A 21665-nucleotide genomic window follows, 5' to 3' on the forward strand; every position below is an offset into this window, starting at 1 on the left:
AATATTGGCCGTTCCGGAGACGGCGGCGCCCTGATAGGGAGGCATCATCATGAACGCAACTGCGACGATCGACCCGCGCGAGGCCGCGCACTTCGGGGCCATGGCGGCAGACTGGTGGAATCCGAAGGGTTCCTCGGCGATGCTCCACCGGCTCAACCCCGTCCGCCTCGCCTATCTGCGCGAGCAGGTGAACCGCCACTGGGATCTCGATTCCACCGCGCTCAGGCCGCTGACCGGCAAGCGCGCGCTGGATGTCGGCTGCGGCGCCGGGCTGCTCAGCGAACCGCTCGCGCGGCTCGGGGCGGCGGTGACCGGCGTCGATGCCGCGGCGGAGACTATCGCCGCGGCGCGCGCGCATGCCGCGGCCCAGGGGCTGGCGATCGACTATCACGCGGGCGAACTCGACCAGCTTGGCGACGCAACGTTCGACCTCGTCGTCTCGATGGAGGTGGTCGAGCATGTGACCGACCCGGCGGCGTTCGTCGCCGGTCTCGCAACGCGGCTCGCGCCCGGCGGGCTGATGATCCTCTCCACCCCCAACCGCACCGCGCTCTCGCGGCTGGCGCTGATCACGATCGGCGAGGGGCTGGGCCAGATCCCCAGGGGCACGCACGACTGGAGCAAGTTCCTGACCCCCGACGAACTCGCGGCGCATGCGACGGCAGCCGGGCTGACCGAGATCGACCGCCGCGGGCTTTCGCTGGCGCCGACCCGGGGCTTCGTCCTCTCGGACGATCTCAGCATGGATTATTTCCTGACCGCCATCGGCGGCTGATGGCCGCCGGCCTTCCCGCGCAATCGCTGGCGCTGCTCGTCATCGACGTCCAGCCCAGCTTCGCGGTGCCGGAACGGATCATCGCCGGCATCCGCGCGCTCAGCGGCCGTCTATACACCGTCGCGACCGTCGAACGGCACGACGAGGCGGTGACGCCGTTCGAGCGCCAGCTCGGCTGGAAGCCCGCGGCCGACGATGACAGCCTCGTTGCGGCGGACCGACTGTTCATCAAGCATGGCTATCTGCCGCCGGCCGCCCTGATCGATCATCTGCGATCACGCTCCGTCGAACGCGTGCTCGTCTGCGGTATCCAGGCGGACACATGCTGCCTCGCCGCAGGCTTCATGCTGTTCGACGCCGGGCTGCACCCCACCCTGCTCAAATGGCTCTGCGTCGGCTCCTCGCTCGATCGCTCCGCCGATCTGGGCGCCCGGCTGTGGCAGCATCATTTCGGCAGCGTGCTGCACGACGCGGACGAACTGGCGCTCGTGGGCCGAGGCGCCACGACAAGGAGCATTAGCTAGAGGAAGTCGACCTTGTCGTAGTGCGCGGGCGGCACGATCACTTCCATCCGCTCGCCCAGCAGCGGGCGAAAGCTGGGCCGCGACTTGAGACCGGCATACCAGCGGCTGGTGAGGTCATGCCCGCGCCAGTCGATCCCGCCGAGATAGTCCGCCACCGAGATGTGCGCCGCCGCGGTCAGATCCGCGAGGCTCAAGGTCGCGCCGGCCAGCCAGTTGCGATGGTCGAGCAGATAATCGGTATAGTCGAGGTGGCTGACCGCGTTCTTCATCGCCTCCCGCAGCATCTTCGCGTCGGGCGAGGTGCGGTCGACGAGGCGCTTGCGCATCTTCTCGTTCATCAGCGGGGCGACGACGTCGCCATAGAATTGCTGATCGAACCAGGTGGTCAGCCGGCGGATCTCCGCGCGGTTCTGCGCGGTGCCGCTGATCATCGGCGACTTTTCCTCGGTCTCCTCGAAATATTCGCAGATCGCCTGGCTGTCGATCAGCACGAGGTTGCGGCTATCGTCCGCCATCACCGGGGTCTGCCCGGCAGGATTCATGTCGATGAACTCGTCGCGCCGCTGCCACGGCGATTCGCGCACGAGTTCGTAGCCGACGCCCTTCTCACCGAGCAGCAGGCGGATCTTCCGCGAAAACGGGCACAGCGGGAATTGGAACATCAACCACATGGATCGTTCCTGTTAGGACTGAAGCCGGCCGGGTGGAAGCATTAAGATGCGTTAATTGCACCCTGCGCGATCAGTTGCCGGCGAGCACGCGATCGGCGACGAACGGATTGGTCTGCCGCTCGTAGCCGAAGGTCGAGGTCGGTCCGTGGCCCGGCACGAACGCGGTCTCGTCCCCCAGCGGCCACAGCTTCTGCGTGATCGCGTCGATGAGATCCTGATGGTTGCCCAGCGGAAAGTCCGTGCGGCCGATCGAGCCCTGGAACAGCACGTCGCCGACGATCGCCGCCTTCGACGGCGCGTGGTGGAACACGACATGGCCCGGCGTGTGGCCGGGGCAGTGGATCACGTCGAGCACCAGCTCACCCACCGTCACCGTGTCGCCGTCCGTCAACCAGCGATCGGGTTCGAAGCAGTGCCCGTCGATGCCATAGGCGCGGCCATCATCCTCCAGCCGGGCAATCCAGTAGCGATCATCCTCGTGCGGCCCTTCGATCGGCACGCCGAGCTCCTTCGCCAGCACGCCGGCGCGCCCGCAATGGTCGATATGGCCATGGGTGAGGAGGATCTTCTCCACCGTCACGCCCAGCTTTTCCGCGGCGGCCTTGAGCTTCGGCAATTCGTCGCCCGGATCGGTAAAGGCACCCCGCATCGTCTTCGTGCACCAGAGCAGCGTGCAGTTCTGCTGCAGGCGCGAGACGGGCAACAGCGCAAGGCGCATCGGCGGCTGGGATTCGGTCATGCGGTCGCAAATGGCCGCTGGCCGGCGCGGTTGCAAGCGCGGCTCGCCAGCGCGCGCGCGCGCTCGCCTAGGCTGGCGCGGCGCACCGGGGGGAATCGCATGCTGGGCTTGTTCGGGCCGAAACGACCGATCGATGGCGACGCGTTCGAATGGATGCTCGCCACGATCAAATGGCTGCTCAGGACCTATGATGGCGTCGCCGGCCTGCACGAGACGCGGCTGGTGCTGCCGACCACCGATTTCTTCCCGACCTCCGCCGCGACCGGCCATGCCCTGGCCGAGGAGATCTTCGATCGCGTCCGCAGCGCCGCGGGCATGCTCGAATGGCGCTGCCGCCTGATGCCGGGCGATCCCAGCCGGCCGATGCAGGTCGCACGCGGTTTCGCGTTGAAGCATGAAAGCTTCGCCCCCGCCGGCACCTTCATCCGCGCCGACGACCGCGACGGCATGCTCGCGATCATCCGCTACAACCCGAACCAGCTCGCCACGCCGCCCACATTGGTCGCCACCTTCGCGCACGAACTGGCGCATTATCTGCTCTCGGCGGCGCGCGACTATCCGCCGGGCGGCCGCGACCTCAAGGAGCTGGCGACAGACCTGACCGCGGTGTTCCTGGGGTTCGGCATCTTCATGGCGAACGGCGCCAAATCCTTCCGCGCGTTCCAGTCGTTCGACGAATCGGGCTGGGAGTCGTCGCGGCAGGGCTATCTGAGCGAGGCCGCGCTGGTTACCGCGCTTGCGATCGTCGAGCGCCTGTCCGGCCGCTCCCCCAGGGATGCGGCGCCTTGGCTGAAACCGCATCTCGCGAGCGATCTTGCAAAGGCGGACGCCTATCTCTCCAGGCGCCACCCCGACCTTGCCCGCGACATCGAGGCGATCGACCTCGACGCCTATCGCGCGGAATAGGCCGGCGCGCTCAGCATTCGACGACGTTGACCGCGAGCCCGCCGAGCGAGGTTTCCTTGTAGCGTTCGGACATGTCGAGCCCGGTGCGGCGCATCGTCTCGATCACCTGGTCGAGGCTGACGCGGTGGGTGCCGTCGCCGAGCATCGCGAGGCGGGCGGCCTCGATCGCCTTGACCGAGCCGACCGCGTTGCGCTCGATGCAGGGCACCTGCACCAGCCCGCCGACCGGATCGCAGGTGAGCCCGAGATTATGCTCCATGCCGATCTCGGCGGCATTTTCGATCTGCCCGGGCGTGGCGCCCAGCGCCGCGGCGAGCCCCGCCGCCGCCATCGAGCAGGCGACGCCGACCTCGCCCTGGCAACCGACCTCGGCCCCCGAGATCGAGGCATTTTCCTTGAACAGCGATCCCACCGCGGCGGCGGTCAGCAGGAAATCCTCCGCCCCCTCCACCGTCGGGCGCGGTGCGAAGCGCTCATAATAGCGCAGCACCGCGGGAACGATGCCGGCGGCGCCGTTGGTCGGCGCGGTGACGACACGGCCGCCCGCCGCATTCTCCTCGTTCACCGCCAGCGCCCACAGGTTGATCCAGTCGATCACCGAGAGCGGGTCGACCAGCGCACGCTCCTGCCGCGCGATGAGCTGCGCGTAGATGCCGGGCGCGCGGCGCTTCACGTTGAGCCCGCCGGGCAGGATGCCGCTGGCGGCGATGCCGCGATCGATGCACGCGCTCATCGCCGCGCGGATCGCGGCGAGGCGGGCGGAGACGTCCTCCGCGCTCATCGCCGCTTCCTCATTGGCGCGCATCATCCTCGCGATCGTCAGCCCGCTTCGATGGGCATGCGCCACCAGTTCGGCGCCCGACGAGAAAGGAAAAGGGACGGCGGCGCCGTCGCCGGCCAGCGGCGGCCCCTGGTTGGCGCCGAGCGGTGCGCCGGCCGACGCCTGGCGCACCGCGGCCTGATCCTCATCGAGGATCGCGCCGCCGCCGACCGAATAATAAGTGCGGCTCGACACCACACCGCCCTCGGCATCGAAGGCGGTGAAGGTCATCGCGTTGCTGTGGAAGGGCAGCCGTTCGCGCTGAAGCAGGCGCAGGTCGCGCGCCTCGTCGAACGCGATGCGGTGCGTGCCGGCGAGATCGAGGCTGGCCGTGGTGCGCGCGCGCTCGACGATCGCATCGGCCGCATCGGGGTCGATCCCGTCGGGGGTCTGGCCGGACAAGCCGAGCAGCACCGCGCGGTCGCTGGCATGGCCCTTGCCGGTCAGCGCCAGCGAACCGAACAGGGCGGCATCGACGCGGGCGACGCGGGCCAGATCCTCCCTCAGCCGCCGCACGAAATCGGCGGCCGCGGTCATCGGCCCCATCGTGTGCGAACTGGAGGGACCGACGCCGATCTTGAACAGGTCGAAAGTGCTGGCGACCATGATGTTTCCGATGCAACCAAAAGCGGCCTGCCCTGGCGCCGGCGCGCCGGGAAAAGCAAGCCCCCGCGGGCCTATGCAACGGATCGACGGGTCAGAACGGCATCCACTTCTGCTTTTCGCTGAACTTCATGTAGCCCGCGCTGATGCCCAACCGGTAGCCGACGCCCAGACGGATCGGGATCAGCACGGTATCGCCCGACCGCAGGTAGGACGCGGTGAAGCCGCCGACGAAATAGGCGTTGCCCTCACCCGCCGGGAAGCGCTTGTAGAGTTCCTGGCTGTCATAGAGGTTGTAGACCAGCACGAAGGTCTTGGAGGCGTTGCCGCCCACGTCGAAGCCGAGCGACGGCCCGGTCCAATAGGCGGCGCGCTCACCCTCGACCTTGTGGAACAAGGTGCCCGAGCCATAGCGCAACCCGACCACGAACGCGCCAGAAGCCTCACGGCCGGCGATATAGGCGTTGGGCTCGCCCTGGTCCTTCAGCACCTTCTCGATCAGTTCCGCCAGGCCCTTGGCGCCCTTGCCGAACACGCCCTCGGCGGCGCCGATCAGATCGTCCTTCTTGTAGGTCGGGCCGTTGGCCTGCGGCACGGTGGAGGCGGTGGCGACCGGCGCGCGTTGGCCATCCGCCGGGGGCAGGCCGCCGTCGTCGACCGGCGCGCCATCGGCGCTGCCATCCGCGAGGCTGCCATCCGCGAGATCGCCATCGATATCGCCGCCATCGGGATAGGATGAGTCCGCGGGGGCACGCGAGACGCGCGTATCCTGCTCGGCAGCGCGCGACGCAGGGGCACCGGGAACGAGATCCGCATCGATCGCGGCATCGGGATCGACCTCGCGAATCTGCGCGGCGGCGGGGACGGCCCCGATCAGCAGCGCGGCGGCCGCCAGAACCGCGGTCATCCCCGAAATGCGCGACAGCATGGCACCCCCCAAAAGATCTCGCCCCGACAATTCGGGCGAAACTGGTTAACACGCGTAAACCTTAGCTGACAATGAACGGCGCGACCAGCCGAGTCCCGATTGCGCCGGAGCGAATCCGCAAAAGAGGCTCGGACCGGATTGATCAGGGCGAATACCCCCGCTATAGGCCCCCTTCGCGCCGCATCCGGAGACGTGGGTGAGTGGCTGAAACCAGCGGTTTGCTAAACCGCCGTAGGGGGATTACTCCTACCGAGGGTTCGAATCCCTCCGTCTCCGCCATACGCACCTCCCAGACCATTCGCCACCGTCCCGGGACCCTTGATTTTCGGGGGTTTTCGCCCCTTATGGATCGGGCCAGCGTTCGCGGCTGTTCGCGAACATCCCATGGCTGGCATGGTAGATCGCATGGCATCGGCCTTCGCGATCCATGGTATGAGGTTGTACCGTGCTGACGGACGCGAAGGTGAAATCGGCGAAGGCTGCCGACAAGGATTACAAGCTCGGCGACGGTGGCCAGCTCTACCTATTGGTCACCAAGTCGGGCGGCCGGCTCTGGCGCATGAACTACACCTACGGCCGGAACGGCAAAGGGCTGCCCGCGCAGAAGACGCTCGCGCTCGGCGCCTATCCCGCCGTTGGGATCGCGGCCGCTCGCAAGGCGCGCGACGACGCGAAGGCCCAGCTTAGCGCTGGCCTCGACCCTGCCGTCGAGCGCCGCGTCGCAACGCTGGCCCAGGCGACGGCGAACGAAAACACCTTCGAGACGGTCGCCCGGCGCTGGCACGCCTTCAAGCTGCCGACCTGGAGCACGGTGCACGCCAAGGATGTGATCGACAGCCTTGCAGCGGACATCTTCCCCGCGATCGGCGCCGTGCCGATCACGTCGCTCAAGGCCCCTCGCCTGCTGGAGATCCTTCAGAAGGTCGAAGCGCGCGGCGCGATCGAGACCGCGCACCGGCTGCGCCAGCGCCTATCTGCCATATTCGTCTATGGTATCGCCGCCGGCATCGCAGAGGCGGATCCCGCCGCCAGCCTGGGCAAGGCGCTCAGGCCGGTGCCGAAGTCGAAGCCGCAGCCGTCGATCATCGATCGGTACCGCGAGCTTGACGACCAGGTGCGCGTGACCAGGCAACTGCTGATCGATTGCGAGGCGGAGCGGTGCCGCGCGCAGACGAAGCTCGCCATGCGCTTCCTCGCGCTGACCGCGGTGCGGTCGAACGAGCTCAACAACGCGCGGTGGGACGAAATCACCGGTATCGACTGGGCGCGGCCGGACGCGGCGCACGAAAGGGCGCTGTGGACGATCTCCGCGCAGCGGATGAAGGGCGATCTGGAGCGGAAGGAAGAGACCGACGGTGACCACCTGGTGCCGCTATCGCGGCAGGCGGTCGATGTGCTGTTCGTCCTGCGGCGGCTGACCGGCGACCTGCAGCTGATGTTCCCCAGCGAGCGGCACCTGCATCGGCCGATCTCGGAGAACACCTTGCGCGCCTTGCTGATTCGCGCCGGCTATTATCAGCGGCATGTCCCCCACGGCTGGCGCTCGGCGTTCAGCACGATCATGAATGAGCGCGCCGATCGCGAGTGGCGTGCCGAAGGCGGCCGGGGCGCGGCGCCCGATCGCGGCATCATTGACCTGATGCTGGCCCATATCCCCGATCAGACGTCGGGATCGGAGGGCGCCTACAATCGCGCCGCCTATATGGCCCGCCGGCGCGAGCTGGCACAGGAATGGGCGGATCTGCTGGTGGGCGGCATGTGGGAGCCCGACGTCCATATCGGGCAGCCGATTCGGTGGGCAGCGACCGGGCCGGGGCGCTAAGATCCCGCCTTACCGCGCGTCCTGCAAAGCATCGGCAATAGCTTCTCCTGCCTTTCTCATCTCATGGGCAACAGCTTCGAGCCCGCCCATCTTTTCTATGGCGCCGTTAAAGCCAAGGCGGTTCAAAGCCGTTGCCGTCCGCTCCTGTGCTCGCGCCAGTTGTAGAATGGCAAAGGCAATAGCGAATGAGCCATCACCCTTGCGAGCCCGATCCTCGCACACATTCTCAATATGCTGCTCGGCCATTAATAGTCTCCCGCGACTCAACTTACGCGGCACTCTGCCCGCTGCTCCGGCTTGCCGCCAGCCCCTCGCGCCAGTCGCGGATCTCCGCTTCGCTCCAGCGGCTGGCGGCCCCGCCCGGCTTGAACGGCGCGGGGAACGAGCCTTCCTTGATCAGGCGATAGATGGTCGTGCGGCCCAGCCCGGTCAGGTCCATGACGCGCGCGAGCGGTAGCAGCGGATCTAGCGGTTGAGGGGTATCGGGGGCCGTCATTGAACAGTCGTCCCGGCATCTTGCCGGAGCGCTTCATGCGCGGCCCAAGCGGTGAGCATATTATCGCGGATGGCGTTCACAAGCTCGAGCCCGCTGTCGGCCTTACCCTCAGTCTCGAGTGTGTGAAGCGTGTGAACCATGGCGTGCCCCGCGCCATTCATCACTGCCATCAGCGCATCGAGCGGATCAAGAGCAGGGACAAACCGCGAGGCGATATCGAAGAATGAATGGGCGAACGCTTCGGTCGTCTGGGCAATTGCCTTCACTCGAATGCTCTCGCGATCCTTGGCAGCCTTATAGTTGGTCATGATTTCACTCCGGCTGAACGGGGATGCACCCGGCGGGCGGGGGCTATGCCCGCCGGGTGCGCACGCGCGGCCGGGGAGCATCGCGCGTGATCTGAAACTGTGCGGGGTTCGCTGGATTCGACGGCATAAAATGGCCCGGCGGCGAAAGCCTCACCGCCCGGAGCACTGCCGGGGCCGTCGTTGACGCAGGCCAGGGCAACCGCGGCCCTGGTCTGCGCATCCAGCGCAGGGCTACGGACGCCCCCGCTGTCGCCCGCCGGAATCCCCGGCGTGCTATTTCGTGCTGCCGCATCTCGTCTCGATGGCGGCGCGCGATTGAGAAAGCGGCTCGACGCGTGCACGATCGTCCGATCCGCCGCCGGCACTTCCTCGCCATCATCTGGATCGGGAGAGCCTTCGTAACCGGCCCAGTCGCCGCACACGCGAGCCTCATGCGTCCGCGGCCAGCAGCCTGCGGATTGCCCGCCAACCTCGATCAGTTCGGGCGGGTTGATCGTGCAGGCGCCGAGGCTCACATCGCTGCCCTTCGGCAAAGCGGTGGCAGTTGCCAAGCCGGGCGCCTGGCGCTGCCAGTGGAAGCATGTTCCGCAGCGCTCCTCAGTGCTCATATCGGCCCTCGATCCGGTCGAAGGCCTCGAGCGCCTGTGGATCTTCGATCGTGTCGATGATCCGCAGATCGTCGGTGCCAGGCATGGCCGCATCCAGGCTGACCGCGCCCCACCGATTGGCGAAGGCGGCGTAGCCCGCGCTGATATAGACCTTTGCCATGGTCGCGATTTCGCAGGGGTGAAGCCGACCCTCGCGGATGCCGAGATAGATGTCGGACATGATGTCCTCGCGCAGCATCGGATCAACGCTGCGCGGAACGGCGCGCCAGATCATCCCGTAGATCGGGTCACGCTGGGCGATGGCGGCCGGCGTCACTTCGCGTCCTCATAGGCCATCAGCAGCGCCTTGCGCATCGCGAACGCCTTGTCCTCGCCACCCCTCCGGATACCGATCACGAAGCTTGCCCAGCCCTTTTGGTCATAGGTCAGGAGCGCGCGGAACAGCCGATCTCGGTCCGGCACCTCGCCGCTCAGGATGATCTTGGTCAGCGCGGAGAACACGGGCGCGCCTGCTGTGAGCACCTCATCCGGAAACGCTTCGGCCATCAGCTTGAGGGCATCGGCGCACACCTTCGGCCCGTGCTTGCGCAGGACGTTCCGGATCGATGTCGTGAATGCCACCTCGCCCGGGTTCCACGTCTGTGAGCCGGTACGGCGCGCAACCGTGAAGCCGGCGCCGGTGACCAGCGTCCTGATCTCCAACGCCAACTCGTCGCCGCTCGATGCGGCGGCATGGAAATCGTCGAGCCGGTTGATGGCGCGACGCGACCTGTTCATCGCCACGAACATCGCGGCCTCGTCAGCCACGCTTTCGTACCGTGCCGCCCAGATCGGCAGCCAAGAGATGTCGCCCCGCATCTTCGCAGCCGCCCAACGATGCTGGCCGTCGATGATGAACAGTCCGTCGTCGCGGATCGAGACGACCAGGGGCAGGCACATGCGCCAGTCCCACCCCTGTGCGATCTTTCGGATCAGGCGCTGCGACGCCGACGATTCGATCGAGCGCTGGTAGCTGTCGTCGATGCTCAGTTCGTTCGGGTGCCGGCTTTCGATCGAAGGCGGCCGGCCGAGGGGTGCTGGCCATGCCTTGGGCTGCGGGGTGATTTCCGGCTGCGACATAATCGCCTCCTGATGTTCGGCCAGTTCCGGCCGGATGAATGCGATGGTGGCCATCACGCGGCCCTTTGCCGGAGAGCATGTGCGCGCTCGACCTCTCCCCAGCGCCAATCCGGGTGCCTATCCCAGATGTCGCGGGTCACGCGCTCAGCGTTCCGTAGCTTGGCCAGATAAGCCAGGTCGGCGTTGACGCTCTCCTGACGCCTCCGGATCAACCCCGCGAACTCGATGCGCGTCAGCGCCTCGGTGCGCTTCAGGTCGCTGGCGCGCTTCGCATCATTTTCCTCGCCGTCAATGACGTGCCGATCGTCCAGCCCGAAAAAGGACATCTCGCGCGGATCCGCATGCGCAGATGCTCGTGACCTGCTTCTGACGTTCGAGGCTATCGCTTTTGAGACATGGCTGCGCACGCACAATTCGGTCATTTCCTGATCGGCCAACACCTGCGGTACGACAGTGTTGATTGCCGCCTGCCTGTTGATGACGCCATCGACCTCGTGTGCTTCGGTCGCCTCGGTGATGATCTTATTCAACGACATCGGACTGAATCCTTTCAAGGGAGGCGTCGATCCTTGCTCGGCGCGTGCGTTCAGCTGCGGCGAAGCCCGCATGGAATTCGGAAACCCAGCGATAGATTTGATCAACGGCACCGTCGTCGAAGCCGGCACCGATATAGTGTTCCCACCAAGCCAACATTTCTGCGGCAGTAGGGCCTGCGAGCAGTGCCTCGATGTGATCGATGACCTGCATTTTTGGCGAATTCGCTTCGAAGTTGTAGGTGGGCACCTCGTCGACTTCGGCGACGGCTTGGTCTTGCACCGGCTCCGGCACGACCTTGACCAGGTCGACCAGCACCGCGGTCGGAAAGACCCATGACCCGCTGCACTTTTCCGCGCCCTCGATCTCCCCAGCGCGCGCCATTTCCGCGAGGTTGCGAGGGCTGAGGCCGGTGATACGGCTGGCAGTGGGAATACCGGATTCTTCGCTCGTCGCGAACGACAGGTCCGGTTTACGCTCGGGCTTCCTGCCAGCGATCTCCGGCAGCGGCGGCTTCGGCTTTCCGATCGCGCCGATGCGCATATGCGAGGGATTACCGTGGCGGTCGATGAAGGTGCGTACCTCACTGGTATCCGCTACCAGTGAGGCAGGGGGGCGAAGCTTACCGACAAGTGGGTGCTGGACGCCGCACCGCCGCGCTATCTCTCGGTCGCTCCATTGCGACCACTCTGGATCGTTGAGCAGCGTGAGAACGGCCCGCCGCTTATCCATGTTGCTGCGGGGATAGCCGTGGGTGGCGTTCGCGCCGACGCTATAAAGGACCGCGTCGCGGCGCACGCCCTGCTGGATGTCCGCCTCGATCACCTTCGCTTCGATCAGCAGATGCGCCTCAAGGCGGTGGAACCCGTCGGCCAGCCAATAGTCGGTACCATCATAGAATACGGTCACCGGCGGCATGACGGCGCCGTCTGCCAGCGCCTCGGCATAGTCCTTCGCCACCTCAAGGCTGACATGGTCGCGGGGTTGCGTGCCGCCGTCACGACGGATGCTTGCGATCGGCAGCGTCGTCATGCGACTTGCTCTCGGCCGTCGAGAACAATAGCGCGGCTGGGCAAACGGGTGCCATTGACCTCGATGTACGCGCGCATGCTCTCTTCAAACGACGGGTCGCGACGGGCGCTGAAGCCCCAGCGAAGCGCGAAGGTGCGACGTGGCCACCCCTCCTGCTGGTCGATCATGATCGGATCGACGAAAGGCCGATCGAGCGAGAACTCGACCGCGCCACCGGGCAAGGCGAACAGCCGGCCACCCAGGCGCAGCGCGATGTCAGCAGCCTCCGCCGCGGACGTGAAGCCGTGATCGACAGTGAAGATGCCGCGCTCCCATAGCACTCCGATGAGCGCGGCGCGCCGCGCGGGGTCGCTCAATTGGCGATCGGCGAGCAGGGACAGGCGCCGCGCGCGCTCGCTGATATTGCCATCGGCGATGGCCCCGCAGCGCAAGCTGGCGCCGGACGGGCCAAACACGACATCAACGGTTAGATGCGCCGCCGCAAAAGCTTCCAGCGCACGGCTTGCATAGGTCTCCGCCCCCTGCAGCCAGGCGCGATCGAGATCCGCGGCGGTTTCTTCGATGGACCACAGGCGCTCTGTCGGCGCAGCGGTCGGCGATTCCATAATCTCGGCCATCTTCAGGCCTCCATGTTGGGGCGGAACAGCCCCACGACGCGGCCGACGAACTTGCTCTGCAGCAGGTTCTCAGGCTGGGCCGGGTCGATGCCTTGGAAGGCGCCAGCGAAACGCCGGCGCAGCGGCTGTGCGAACCAAAGGTCGCGGTCGTTGGACGATCGTTGCGCGCGCACGAGGCGCCGATCGACCGCGACGCGCTGCGATCCGGTGCGGTGGAAGGTCTCCCACGACATCCCTGCAACGGGGCGCTGATGCTCCATCACATAGATCGCGCCGTCGATCAGGCCTTCAGCGAATATGCAGTCGCTCGGGTCGTAGATCGCCACCTCGCCCGCGTGCAGCAACGGGCACGCGTCGCGCTCTCCCACCTTGATGACATCGAAGCAGGCCGGCACGGCATCATAGATGCGCAAATCGTTGCGAAACTCGCAGAGAACCTCGATCACGAGCGTGCCTGCCGGAGCGATCTGGTGCGGGTTAGATGCCATTGCACACCTCCGCCCGGCTGCGCCGCGGGGCGCGTCCGTACTGGATGCTCAAGTGCAGCCCGAACCACTGCAGGTCGAAGAATCGGACCTGACTGGAAACGAGCTCGTCCTCAGTGCGGGCGTTCAGGTTCTCGATCTCGATGACGCCCCAGTCATACCAAGGCTCAAGCGCGGCGATGATGCGGGCGATCAGCATGATACACCGCCCGTCTCGTCGGTGAGAAACATCTGCGCCTCGGTGAAGAGGGCGGCGTCATCAATCTTTTGCCGCTCGCCGCAAAAGCCGCGAGCAGTCAGCCCAGACGCGATCAGCAGTTTGCGGATGAACTGCCCCGCCGTAATTGCCGGCATCGCGATCAACTCATCCTCGAGCGCGCACAGCAGCTCACCCGCGGCGTCCTCATCATCGGCCGAGCCCATGTTGATCGCGGCCGTGAGGGCGCCGATCTGCAGCGCCAGCGCGTCGAATGCTTGCGAGGCCGCGCTCATGACCCCGGCCTTTCAGGATAGAGGAAGTCGTCGCACAGCCGGGCGAAGCGATATGCGTCACGCATCACGGCATCGAGATCCTCCTCAGGAAAGCCGCAAAAATCGCGATATCGCTTCGTCAGAAGGTCCATCTTAAGTCGGAGCGCTTCTTCGTTCGGCGCCTCCGCCTGGATCAGATCATCCATGCGCGCGCATTTCGCCTCGTTCAGGGCGTCGCCATCCGGATCATGGACGGGAAAATCGTCCTCAGTATCGCGGGCGATCTGGAACGCCGTGCGCAGCTTGCGCCACTTCGACCAGCGGTCAGCCTGACCACGTGCTGCCTCGGCCAAGAACCGATCGATGGAGATCTGCAGTTTCGTGCGCGGCTCCATGGCCTTTTGCACGAACCGCGTCGCCTCGCTGCACAGCGCGGCATAGTCGACTCCGCGCAGCGGCCCGGCCTCTGGCTCCCAGCCATCCTGCATGAAGGCAGCGAGGAACTTGATGATAACCTGTTCGGGGGTCACCGCTGGCGTCGCGATCAAGTCTCGCTGTGCTGCGGCAAGGGCGTTATCGAGTTCTTCGATCCGCGGCTGCGCTTCGACGGCATCGACCGCGCGGCGCGCGTCTCGCACGCGATCAAGCGCGTCGGCCCAAGTCACTGGCGTGACCGTCATCGGCCCACCTCCTCAGCATCTGCCCTGTCGTCCTCGGCAAGGGCGTGCGACACGAGGTCCAGTCCCGCGGTGATCAGAAGGCTGCATTGCAGGGAGGATTCGTGCTGCGTCGCAGCTTCCAGTACAGCCCCAAGCTGCTGGAGGGCGACGCGCAGTTCGCCATGCTGCCACATGTAGGAGGGCTCGCGGGTCGGCGCGACATCTTGCGGTTTATCACGCCCGGTCAGGAAGGGTTGTGCCTCATCGAAGAGCGCGCGGGTGACGTCGTCATTGACGTCTTTCCGATCCCAGCGGTCACCGTCTTCTGTCATGAAGGCCGTGAGCAGCTTGAGGATCATTTGGGCCGGCGTCGCCGCAGGGACGGCCAGCAACGCACGCTCGACTGCAATTTCCGCCTGGCAGAATAGAGCAGCGGCGTCATCCGATGGTGCATTGCCCAGCGCCGCACGCACCGAGTCGATCGCGCGCTCTGCGGCGTCCCACGCAAGCCTATTGTTCGGGTTGATGCGCTGCGCAGCAGACGCAAGGTTGTCGTATCCGCGGACGCGTGGCGCGCCGCGGTTGATGTTGCCTTCACAGGCCATGGTCATACTCCCCAGCAATGTGAGGCGAGACCGGCGGAGGCTGGAGCCAGCTACTTAGGCGCGCAGCGCGGCGGTCAGGCCGTCTGTCAGCAGGGACCGGAGCGGCGCCTTAGCGGGCGCACCAGATCAACTGATGCGCCCATGATGGGTGTGCCATAAAACACTGTCAAGAGGCATCGTGTGCCGTGGCACACGATTTTAGTTCACACCTTGCGGCCGATCCATATGACCCGCCCCGCGATGAAGAGGTCTTCCGCGTCGACGTCCTCGGGAGGTATGGCGGTGTTGTCAGAGAGAACCCTGACCCGGCCCGGGCCAACTGTCCGCAAGCGCTTGATCATTGACGCGCCATAAATGCTGATCGCCCAAATCCGATCCTGCATGTTCAGGTAACGCTGGGTGGTGTCGATCATCACTTGATCGCCGTTGATCAAAGTAGGGAACATGCTGTCGCCATCGCCACGAGCAACATAAAGGCGATCGGCAGGAGCGCGCGTAAGGGTCCGGAGGAAGCCGGGATCAAACAGCACCGGCAGTTCGTCGGGGAAATCCTCAAGCTCTTTGCCGGTGCCCATTGCATAAGCCAGATCGACTTGACGGATCGCGACCGCGCCGTCGTCCCGCGACGCCGATAATAGCGGCGGCTGGTCAGGCTCCTCACCGCTGGGCCGAGCAGTCTTGAACGCGTCCGGAAGTAGATCCGCGACGGACAGATCAAGCGCCTTCGCCAACCTCTCGACAGTGCTCAACCTCACGTCCTTCGTCATCCCCTGGATGATGTCGCGAACAACGGTTTCTCCGACCCCCGCCGTCTTGGCGAGCGCTTTGGGGGTGACGTTACGAAACTCGATTGCCTTTGAAAGGCGCGCGCGGAGGATCTCGATCGTGGCTTCAGATGTCATGCTGCCGTTTCCCATTTCCGTGACTTGAGTGCTAGATGGTGACGCGGCACACCGCGCCGCTTGCAAATGTGCCATGGCACACCTAATATTCCGTTTATGGCTGACCCCCTCCTCGAAGAAATCGAAGCGTTCCTGCGCCTGACAGGGATGAGCCCGACCCGCTTCAGCATCCGCGCCACACGCGACCGGCATTTCGTTCGGCATCTGCGGAAGGGTAGGAATGTCTGGCCCGGCACGATGGATCGCGTGCGCGCCTTCATGCGCGGCTTCGATCCCGCGCAGGAGCCGCCGCCCGTGCGACGCGGCCGAGCTCCGGCCAATGCGGGAATTCAATCTCCTGCACCGGCGGCTTGACCATGACGTGGCCCCCAGCGCCTCCAGCGACGCAGCTTTATCGCGACACTCTGCACTGGTCGATCCAGGTCATGGACGGCGACGATCCGGATCTCGGATTCACGGCGTCGCTTCTCGCACATGCCCTGAAATACGAAGGACTGAGCGACAAACAGGCGCGATATGCTGACCGTATCGTCGACCGCCTGACCGCGCTCTATCGGCGTGGGCATCTCGCAAGCCAGATCGACAGCGCGGGTGATGGCCAGCCCGAGGGGCTAGCAGACGCCCAGATCGCGGGTCACGCATGACGGGGTGGTTCGTGGTGCCTCGCGGATGGATGTCCGATTTCAAACCCGAACCCTTCACAGATCGGGAAGCCTATCTTTGGTCGATCGAGAACGCCGCCTATGTCCCGCATAGCCGGTGGTTCAACGGTCGCCAGTTTTATTTAAATCGCGGGGAACTGGTCACGTCCGTCAGGCACATGGCCGAGGCATTTACGTGGCCGGCCAGCCGGGCGAAGCGATTTCAAGACCGAATGGTCGCCGCTGAAAAGTGGAAACAGCGGCCCGCCTATGACGGGGCACAGTCACCAACCGTCCTAACCATTTGCAGATACGGTGAAATTCAGAGCCCGGCCGACGTAGGCGGAACAGTGGAAATCATCGCCTCTGAAACAGCCGTGAAACAGTGGCGGAACAGCGGCGAAACACAAGATAAACAAGGGAACAATGGAACAAGGGAACAAAGCTCCAAGAAGAATTCCCAGCCGGTGTATCAGAATTTGTCTCGTACACGTGCGTGTGCGCATGCGCGCGAGGACGAGACCCCGTTTGATCGGGTGCGGCCGTGACTGCGCCGGTGACCGACCTCGTCGCAGCGGCCGAGCAGCTTCACGGCGCCTCCGGCCGAAAGACGCTCCGGCCTCACCAAGTCCGGGCGATCGAGATGCTCCGCTCCGCCATCGGCAAGGAAGGGGTGAAGCGGGTCATGCTGATGCTGGCGACCGGCGCCGGCAAAACCGTGATCGCAGCCGCCATCATCCGCATGGCTCGGGAGAAGGGGAACCGCGTCCTGTTCGTGGTCGATGCGATCTCGTTGGTCGACCAGACCGTAAAGGCGTTCTACGACGAGGGGCTTCACGGCATCGGCGTGATCCAGGGCAATCATCCGATGGAGGATTGGTCGAAGCCGGTGCAGGTGGCGTCGGTTCAGACGCTCGAACGCCGGGGAATGCCCAAGGCTGATCTCGTCATCATCGACGAGGCACACAGCCAGCGCGAGTACATGATCAAGATCATGGCCGATCCGGAGTGGGCGAAGGTACCGTTCATCGGTCTTTCGGCGACACCGTGGGCCAAGGGGCTAGGCAACGTCTATCAGAAGTTGATCGTGCCGGTGACGATGCAGGAGCTCATCGACCAGGGCTATCTCTGCCCATTCCGGGTGTTCGCGGCGGACCATCCAGACCTCAGCGGGGTGAAGATCGAGCGCGGCGATTATCACGAAGGTCAACTCGGCAAGGTCATGAATGACAGCGGCCTGATTGCCGACATCATCGCGACCTGGAAGCGCCTTGGCCAGAATCGTCCGACCCTGTGCTTCTGCGTCGATCGCGCGCACGCCAAGGAGGTTCAGCGCCGCTTTGAGATGGCGGGTGTGCCCGCCGGCTACATCGATAAGGATACTCCGCGCGAAGAGCGCAACGCGATCCGTCGTCAGCTCGATGCGGGGGAAATCCGGGTGGTTTGCAACGTCAACTGCCTGACCAAGGGCGTCGACTGGGCGATCGGTTGCATCATCCTCGCCCGACCGACCCGGTCCGAGATGCTTTACGTTCAGATGGTGGGGCGCGGCCTGCGGGTGAACGAAGGCATTCCCGACTGCGTGATTCTAGATCATGCGGACAACACGTTGCGCATGGGGTTCGTCACCGACCTTCAGCACGACAAGCTGTGCACCGCGGTGAAAGGTGAGCGTTCGAAGGTCGAACGCAAGGAGGCGCTACCGAAGGAATGCCCCTCCTGCAAATATCTGAAGGCTCCGAAGGTGCGCGAGTGCCCATCGTGCGGCTTCATTCCGAACATCCGATCGGACATCGAAGAGGAGGATGGCGAACTCATCGAGGTGACGCGCGGCAAGCCAAAGCCGACCATGGCGGACAAGCAACGCTGGTATGCCGAGCTAAACTGGATATCGATCAACCGCGGATACAAATCCGGCTGGGCGTCCAACCAGTACCGCGAAAAGTTCGGGGTGTGGCCGAACAGCCTCGATAAGCGCGCGGTTGCACAGCCGAGCCCCGAAGTTCTGTCCTGGGTGCGTTCGCGGGCGATCCGTTACGCGAAGTCGCAGAAACCGAGGGCCGCATGATGACCGGCATAGGCGAGCAGTGCGTCCACCGGTGGCGTTCGATCCTCCCTCAGCTCGGGGTCTCGAGCAAATATCTCACAGGGAAGCAGGGGCCGTGCCCGAAGTGCGGCGGCAAGGACCGATTTCGGTTTGACGACAAGGACGGGAGAGGAACGTTTTACTGCAACCAATGCGGAGCAGGTGACGGCGTGACGCTGGTCATGCTCGTGACTGGGAAGGTGTTTCGCGACGCGGCGGAGACCATCCGCCAGATTGCCGTCGGCGCCGCCGTGAGCCGTCCAGCCTATACCCTTGACCAGGAGAAACGAGTGCAATCGCTGCGTGACATCTGGCGTGCCAGCCAGCCCATTACCGCTGATGACGAGGCGGGAAGATACCTTGCGTCGCGGGGTATCGAGCCGCCGTTCAGCGAAGCCCTCCGCTTCATTCCCAAACTGCGGGTTAGCGGCGAGAGCATGACGCATCTCGCCGCCATGATCGCCTTGGTGCGGGATCCGGACGGAGAGCCATTGACGCTCCATCGCACCTATCTTCAGGGTGGGCGGAAAGCCGCTATCTCCAGCCCGCGCCGGATGATGCCGGGCAAGACTCCGCACGGCAGCTATGTTGAGCTCGCGCCCGCGGCAGAGGAAATGGGCGTCGCGGAGGGCATTGAAACGGCGCTGCGTGCGCGGCAGCGATTTGGAATTCCGTGTTGGGCGCTGATCAGCGCGGACGGCCTGAAGGCGTTCACGCCTCCGATAGTCGTCAAGCGTCTCCGTATCTTCGGGGACAATGATCGCAACTATACCGGTCACGCCGCGTCCTACGCGCTCGCTCACCGGCTTGCTGTCCATAATGACCACATCGATCTCTCAGTTGAGATCCCCGAAGTCGTTGGCGCCGACTGGGCAGATGCAGCCTGACATGAGGACATCAACGAACATGCAAGACAACGGCATCACATCCGCTTTCGATATCACCGCCGGCCTACCGGATAATCTGTTTAGTGATCTGAACCTGCATCAGCGGCGGATGATCGCCATCGTCGCCTCCCGCGCGGCCGAGCGTGCATATCGGCGCGGGTTCCAGCAGGGCGCGCATATCGCTGTCGAACATCCGGCCAACCTCCCGGCCGACCTTCACGCCTGGCGGTATGGCGCATCGGCGGATCTGGCGCCTTGGGCCGACTGCCCGGCGGTGGAGCCTTCGATCGAGCGCCTATATTCCGAGAACAAGCAACTCTACCGGATCGGACTGGCGGAGGAGCGGTCTAACGCCAGTCGCGAGCAGGTTGAGCAAATCGCTGGTGTTCTTCGGGCGTGCGCTCAGGAACTCGTCGATGCGCGTTTGAACGCGCCAGACGATGAGACCGAGAATGGCGCGCTCGCCAGCAATCTCGCCGATGCCGTCGAGACGGTGGAAGCCGCATGCCCCAACTTGCTGACCGAGGTGCTGACTGGGCGCCGTCGCGAGATGTCGGCTGAAGTGGTTCGTGAAATCTTGCGGGCCATCGAGACTGCTTGGGCGGGATCGTGATGAACGACGGCGATCAGTCTGGGCAGCATCCGCCGGATCGGATCAGGGAGATCGCCGACCGGCTCGGACGGCTACGACCCGATTGGAGGAACCCCGAGCGCTTTTTCGAGAACCGCTCCGACCTGGAGCATGATCTGCGCCGCTTGGCGAAGGAGATTGACGAGTGACCAAGCACCGCACCCGCGACGTGATTGATGTCCGCCGGCGCAGTTCGGCGATCGAAACCATGGCGGCGATGACCCGCGGCGCGCACGTCCAGCCTGTCGGCCGTGCGAAGCCGATGAAGCCGACTGCGGAGCAGATGCGCCACGGCTCGTTCGAGGAAGTCGATATCGTCGACAAGAAAGCGGGGGGTACCAATGTCACGATCGGGCACGCCTATCGGCGCCAGCCGCGATATGTGTCGATCGATGGCCTTGGCACGGCGCAGATGAAGGCGCTTTCCTTCTACCGCGCCGTTTACGATCGGTCGGAACGATCTGAAACGCGCTGCGCGCTTGATGCACGATGGGGCAGCAGTGGCGCTGGTGCCGGGATTGGCGCGCTAGAACTGACCGAAGGCTTGGCGCACGCGCGCAGCTTGCTGGCATCTATCGAGTCCGGGATCGGCGCCAATCTCGATACCCTCCGCGCGGTGGCATTGCAGGATCAGACGTTCAGCGAAGTCGCGATGGAACGCTATGGCAGCCGTGAGGTGGAGCGCGTGGTGGCGGGCAAGGGGCGAGTACCTCCCGCGATCGTGAAGACGTTGGCGCCGCGTTCGGGCAAGCATCGCACCCTGGTCCGCGATCAGTTCATGACAGCCCTCGCCCGCTTGGTGGATGCGGTCGAACCGTACCAGCAAACAGCTTCGCGGGGGGGCTTGCGCGGGGGCACGGCATAAGGCATAGCAGATACCGTAGGATTGCGCCTCGGGCCGAAAGCGGTGCCGGGGCGTTTCTGTATCTGGTGTGGCTGATCACTATCCGAGTGATGTGTGAGCCGCATCTTAAAATCGTTTTATGATAGGCGGCGACCGGGGTCGCGCTGGCGCATCACTGGTATCTACTACCAGTGACAGGAGCGGAGGGCATATGCCGACCAAGCCGCCCCCGCTTCGCCCCAAGCCTGCGCGCAAGCAGTCCAACTGGAACCGCCGAGCCTCGCGCCAGTCGCGAGGATATGGGCGCGAACATGAGCGGATCCGCGCCGAACTGCTGCAGGACGAGCCGCTATGCCGCGAGTGCGCCAAGGTTGGGCGTGTCACTGCCGCGGTGATCGCTGACCATATCGTGCCGCTGTCGCAAGGCGGATCGGGTGAGCGGTCGAACTATCAGCCGCTGTGCCGCCCGCACTCAGATGCGAAGACCGCGCGCGAGGCTGCTGCAGGAAGGACGAAGCCATGACGGTGATCCTGCTGCCGTGGCATTGGCGCTGGAGATGGACCGGGCGGATGCTGCTCGTGAGCCTGACCGCGACGGCCGATGATCACGGCGCGCTATACCGCGATTGGGTTAGGCTGTTCGGCGTGAGGACAAGGCGATGAAGCTCAAGGTCATGATCCTCAACAATGACTGGGTCATCGGCCGCGGCATCGTCCTGTGCACCGAGGATGGCTTAGTGCTGCCTGGACAGGTCAAGGTCGATAGCACTGGCCCGGATAGCATTGAGGGGCACACGACGATCGCCGTCCAGTTCATCGTTGACGGTGAGCGCGTGGCATGGTCGAACGACGTGCCCGTGCCGCTGCTGCGCGATGAACAGGCCCCGGGGGGCGGGTCGAAAGTCTAGGGCGGCTCGTCTCAGGACCGCGCGGGAACCTCTCTTTCTGCATG

Annotated in this window: 34 protein-coding genes and 1 tRNA gene; 16 read left to right on the forward strand and 19 right to left on the reverse strand. The window is 64.9% G+C overall.

Going from position 1 to position 21665, the window contains the following annotated elements:
• The first annotated feature begins 49 nt into the window (after window positions 1-49).
• Both ubiG and NX02_RS20345 read left to right on the forward strand, forming a co-directional pair.
• Window positions 50-775 carry a bifunctional 2-polyprenyl-6-hydroxyphenol methylase/3-demethylubiquinol 3-O-methyltransferase UbiG gene (gene ubiG / locus NX02_RS20340; RefSeq protein ID WP_025294033.1) on the forward strand — a complete coding sequence of 242 codons (726 nt, stop codon included), beginning with the start codon at window positions 50-52 and terminating at the stop codon, window positions 773-775.
• Complete coding sequence (locus NX02_RS20345) at window positions 775-1299, forward strand: cysteine hydrolase family protein (protein WP_025294034.1); 525 nt, start codon at window positions 775-777, stop codon at window positions 1297-1299. Before ubiG ends, NX02_RS20345 begins: the two co-directional genes overlap by 1 nt.
• On the opposite strand, the gene NX02_RS20350 is transcribed toward NX02_RS20345, so the two are convergent.
• Both NX02_RS20350 and NX02_RS20355 read right to left on the reverse strand, forming a co-directional pair.
• Window positions 1296-1970: a glutathione S-transferase family protein gene (locus NX02_RS20350; RefSeq protein WP_025294035.1), complete on the reverse strand. Its 675-nt coding sequence runs from the start codon at window positions 1968-1970 to the stop codon at window positions 1296-1298. The two genes, NX02_RS20345 and NX02_RS20350, sit on opposite strands and share 4 nt — an antisense overlap.
• A 70-nt stretch (window positions 1971-2040) precedes the next feature.
• The gene (locus tag NX02_RS20355; RefSeq protein ID WP_025294036.1) at window positions 2041-2709 is read right to left on the reverse strand and encodes an MBL fold metallo-hydrolase; all 669 of its coding nucleotides are present in this window, start codon (window positions 2707-2709) and stop codon (window positions 2041-2043) included.
• Between the two features lie 99 nt (window positions 2710-2808).
• On the opposite strand from NX02_RS20355, the gene NX02_RS20360 reads away from it, so the two are divergent.
• A complete protein-coding gene (locus NX02_RS20360) occupies window positions 2809-3615 on the forward strand; it encodes a hypothetical protein (RefSeq protein ID WP_025294037.1) in 807 nt (268 codons plus the stop codon).
• Window positions 3616-3625: 10 nt separating this feature from the next.
• Here NX02_RS20360 and NX02_RS20365 read toward each other — a convergent pair whose 3' ends face one another.
• Window positions 3626-5041 (reverse strand): L-serine ammonia-lyase, encoded by a 1416-nt coding sequence (locus tag NX02_RS20365; RefSeq protein WP_025294038.1) that lies wholly within the window; start codon window positions 5039-5041, stop codon window positions 3626-3628.
• 91 nt (window positions 5042-5132) lie between these two features.
• Complete coding sequence (locus NX02_RS20370; protein WP_025294039.1) at window positions 5133-5966, reverse strand: DUF1134 domain-containing protein; 834 nt, start codon at window positions 5964-5966, stop codon at window positions 5133-5135.
• A 186-nt stretch (window positions 5967-6152) separates the two neighbouring features.
• On the opposite strand from NX02_RS20370, the gene NX02_RS20375 reads away from it, so the two are divergent.
• Window positions 6153-6245, forward strand: a tRNA-Ser gene (locus NX02_RS20375).
• A 166-nt stretch (window positions 6246-6411) separates the two neighbouring features.
• On the forward strand, window positions 6412-7788 hold the full coding sequence (locus tag NX02_RS20380; protein ID WP_025294040.1) for a tyrosine-type recombinase/integrase: 1377 nt from the start codon (window positions 6412-6414) through the stop codon (window positions 7786-7788).
• A 9-nt stretch (window positions 7789-7797) separates the two neighbouring features.
• Here NX02_RS20380 and NX02_RS20385 read toward each other — a convergent pair whose 3' ends face one another.
• From NX02_RS20385 to NX02_RS30915, 15 genes are all read right to left on the reverse strand, one after another.
• The gene (locus tag NX02_RS20385) at window positions 7798-8034 is read right to left on the reverse strand and encodes a hypothetical protein (protein ID WP_025294041.1); all 237 of its coding nucleotides are present in this window, start codon (window positions 8032-8034) and stop codon (window positions 7798-7800) included.
• Window positions 8035-8056: 22 nt separating this feature from the next.
• A complete protein-coding gene (locus NX02_RS20390) occupies window positions 8057-8284 on the reverse strand; it encodes a helix-turn-helix transcriptional regulator (protein ID WP_025294042.1) in 228 nt (75 codons plus the stop codon).
• Window positions 8281-8592, reverse strand: coding sequence for a hypothetical protein (locus NX02_RS20395; RefSeq protein WP_025294043.1), 312 nt, complete (start codon window positions 8590-8592; stop codon window positions 8281-8283). Before NX02_RS20395 ends, NX02_RS20390 begins: the two co-directional genes overlap by 4 nt.
• Window positions 8589-9143 carry a hypothetical protein gene (locus tag NX02_RS32645; protein WP_158014114.1) on the reverse strand — a complete coding sequence of 185 codons (555 nt, stop codon included), beginning with the start codon at window positions 9141-9143 and terminating at the stop codon, window positions 8589-8591. The genes NX02_RS20395 and NX02_RS32645 overlap by 4 nt, the downstream gene beginning before the upstream one ends.
• Window positions 9144-9189: 46 nt before the next feature.
• Window positions 9190-9516, reverse strand: a complete 327-nt coding sequence (locus tag NX02_RS20400; protein WP_025294044.1) for a hypothetical protein — start codon at window positions 9514-9516, stop codon at window positions 9190-9192.
• Window positions 9513-10373 (reverse strand): DUF6551 family protein, encoded by an 861-nt coding sequence (locus NX02_RS30905; RefSeq protein WP_025294045.1) that lies wholly within the window; start codon window positions 10371-10373, stop codon window positions 9513-9515. The genes NX02_RS20400 and NX02_RS30905 overlap by 4 nt, the downstream gene beginning before the upstream one ends.
• Window positions 10373-10855, reverse strand: coding sequence for a hypothetical protein (locus tag NX02_RS20415; RefSeq protein WP_025294046.1), 483 nt, complete (start codon window positions 10853-10855; stop codon window positions 10373-10375). The genes NX02_RS30905 and NX02_RS20415 overlap by 1 nt, the downstream gene beginning before the upstream one ends.
• Window positions 10842-11885 carry a ParB N-terminal domain-containing protein gene (locus NX02_RS30910; protein WP_025294047.1) on the reverse strand — a complete coding sequence of 348 codons (1044 nt, stop codon included), beginning with the start codon at window positions 11883-11885 and terminating at the stop codon, window positions 10842-10844. The genes NX02_RS20415 and NX02_RS30910 overlap by 14 nt, the downstream gene beginning before the upstream one ends.
• A complete protein-coding gene (locus NX02_RS20425; RefSeq protein ID WP_025294048.1) occupies window positions 11882-12502 on the reverse strand; it encodes a hypothetical protein in 621 nt (206 codons plus the stop codon). The genes NX02_RS30910 and NX02_RS20425 overlap by 4 nt, the downstream gene beginning before the upstream one ends.
• Window positions 12503-12504: 2 nt before the next feature.
• Window positions 12505-12990 (reverse strand): hypothetical protein, encoded by a 486-nt coding sequence (locus NX02_RS20430; RefSeq protein WP_158014115.1) that lies wholly within the window; start codon window positions 12988-12990, stop codon window positions 12505-12507.
• Window positions 12980-13186 (reverse strand): hypothetical protein, encoded by a 207-nt coding sequence (locus tag NX02_RS20435; protein ID WP_025294050.1) that lies wholly within the window; start codon window positions 13184-13186, stop codon window positions 12980-12982. The genes NX02_RS20430 and NX02_RS20435 overlap by 11 nt, the downstream gene beginning before the upstream one ends.
• Entirely contained in the window at window positions 13180-13479 is a 300-nt protein-coding gene (locus NX02_RS20440; protein WP_025294051.1) for a hypothetical protein, read from the reverse strand. Before NX02_RS20440 ends, NX02_RS20435 begins: the two co-directional genes overlap by 7 nt.
• The gene (locus NX02_RS20445; RefSeq protein ID WP_025294052.1) at window positions 13476-14138 is read right to left on the reverse strand and encodes a hypothetical protein; all 663 of its coding nucleotides are present in this window, start codon (window positions 14136-14138) and stop codon (window positions 13476-13478) included. The genes NX02_RS20440 and NX02_RS20445 overlap by 4 nt, the downstream gene beginning before the upstream one ends.
• Window positions 14135-14722 (reverse strand): hypothetical protein, encoded by a 588-nt coding sequence (locus NX02_RS20450; protein ID WP_158014116.1) that lies wholly within the window; start codon window positions 14720-14722, stop codon window positions 14135-14137. The genes NX02_RS20445 and NX02_RS20450 overlap by 4 nt, the downstream gene beginning before the upstream one ends.
• Before the next feature lie 203 nt (window positions 14723-14925).
• Window positions 14926-15624 (reverse strand): S24 family peptidase, encoded by a 699-nt coding sequence (locus tag NX02_RS30915; RefSeq protein WP_025294054.1) that lies wholly within the window; start codon window positions 15622-15624, stop codon window positions 14926-14928.
• Between the two features lie 96 nt (window positions 15625-15720).
• Between NX02_RS30915 and NX02_RS32650 the strand changes: the two genes are divergently transcribed.
• From NX02_RS32650 to NX02_RS20490, 11 genes are all read left to right on the forward strand, one after another.
• Entirely contained in the window at window positions 15721-15978 is a 258-nt protein-coding gene (locus NX02_RS32650) for a hypothetical protein (RefSeq protein WP_053000686.1), read from the forward strand.
• Window positions 15979-16049: 71 nt separating this feature from the next.
• On the forward strand, window positions 16050-16268 hold the full coding sequence (locus NX02_RS30920; protein ID WP_053000687.1) for a hypothetical protein: 219 nt from the start codon (window positions 16050-16052) through the stop codon (window positions 16266-16268).
• Window positions 16265-16813: a hypothetical protein gene (locus NX02_RS32655; RefSeq protein WP_158014117.1), complete on the forward strand. Its 549-nt coding sequence runs from the start codon at window positions 16265-16267 to the stop codon at window positions 16811-16813. The genes NX02_RS30920 and NX02_RS32655 overlap by 4 nt, the downstream gene beginning before the upstream one ends.
• An 8-nt stretch (window positions 16814-16821) precedes the next feature.
• Complete coding sequence (locus NX02_RS20470) at window positions 16822-18333, forward strand: DEAD/DEAH box helicase (protein WP_053000688.1); 1512 nt, start codon at window positions 16822-16824, stop codon at window positions 18331-18333.
• A complete protein-coding gene (locus NX02_RS20475; protein ID WP_025294057.1) occupies window positions 18330-19238 on the forward strand; it encodes a DUF7146 domain-containing protein in 909 nt (302 codons plus the stop codon). Before NX02_RS20470 ends, NX02_RS20475 begins: the two co-directional genes overlap by 4 nt.
• Before the next feature lie 19 nt (window positions 19239-19257).
• Window positions 19258-19851: a hypothetical protein gene (locus NX02_RS20480; protein ID WP_025294058.1), complete on the forward strand. Its 594-nt coding sequence runs from the start codon at window positions 19258-19260 to the stop codon at window positions 19849-19851.
• Complete coding sequence (locus NX02_RS32660; protein WP_158014118.1) at window positions 19851-20018, forward strand: hypothetical protein; 168 nt, start codon at window positions 19851-19853, stop codon at window positions 20016-20018. The genes NX02_RS20480 and NX02_RS32660 overlap by 1 nt, the downstream gene beginning before the upstream one ends.
• Entirely contained in the window at window positions 20015-20734 is a 720-nt protein-coding gene (locus tag NX02_RS20485; protein WP_025294059.1) for a hypothetical protein, read from the forward strand. Before NX02_RS32660 ends, NX02_RS20485 begins: the two co-directional genes overlap by 4 nt.
• Before the next feature lie 190 nt (window positions 20735-20924).
• Complete coding sequence (locus NX02_RS31710; protein WP_084717983.1) at window positions 20925-21236, forward strand: HNH endonuclease; 312 nt, start codon at window positions 20925-20927, stop codon at window positions 21234-21236.
• Entirely contained in the window at window positions 21233-21376 is a 144-nt protein-coding gene (locus NX02_RS32665) for a hypothetical protein (RefSeq protein ID WP_158014119.1), read from the forward strand. Before NX02_RS31710 ends, NX02_RS32665 begins: the two co-directional genes overlap by 4 nt.
• Window positions 21373-21621 (forward strand): hypothetical protein, encoded by a 249-nt coding sequence (locus NX02_RS20490; RefSeq protein WP_025294060.1) that lies wholly within the window; start codon window positions 21373-21375, stop codon window positions 21619-21621. Before NX02_RS32665 ends, NX02_RS20490 begins: the two co-directional genes overlap by 4 nt.
• Window positions 21622-21665 lie beyond the last annotated feature (44 nt).

Origin of the sequence: Sphingomonas sanxanigenens DSM 19645 = NX02 (genome assembly GCF_000512205.2) — a bacterium.
GTDB classification, from domain to species: domain Bacteria; phylum Pseudomonadota; class Alphaproteobacteria; order Sphingomonadales; family Sphingomonadaceae; genus Sphingomonas_D; species Sphingomonas_D sanxanigenens.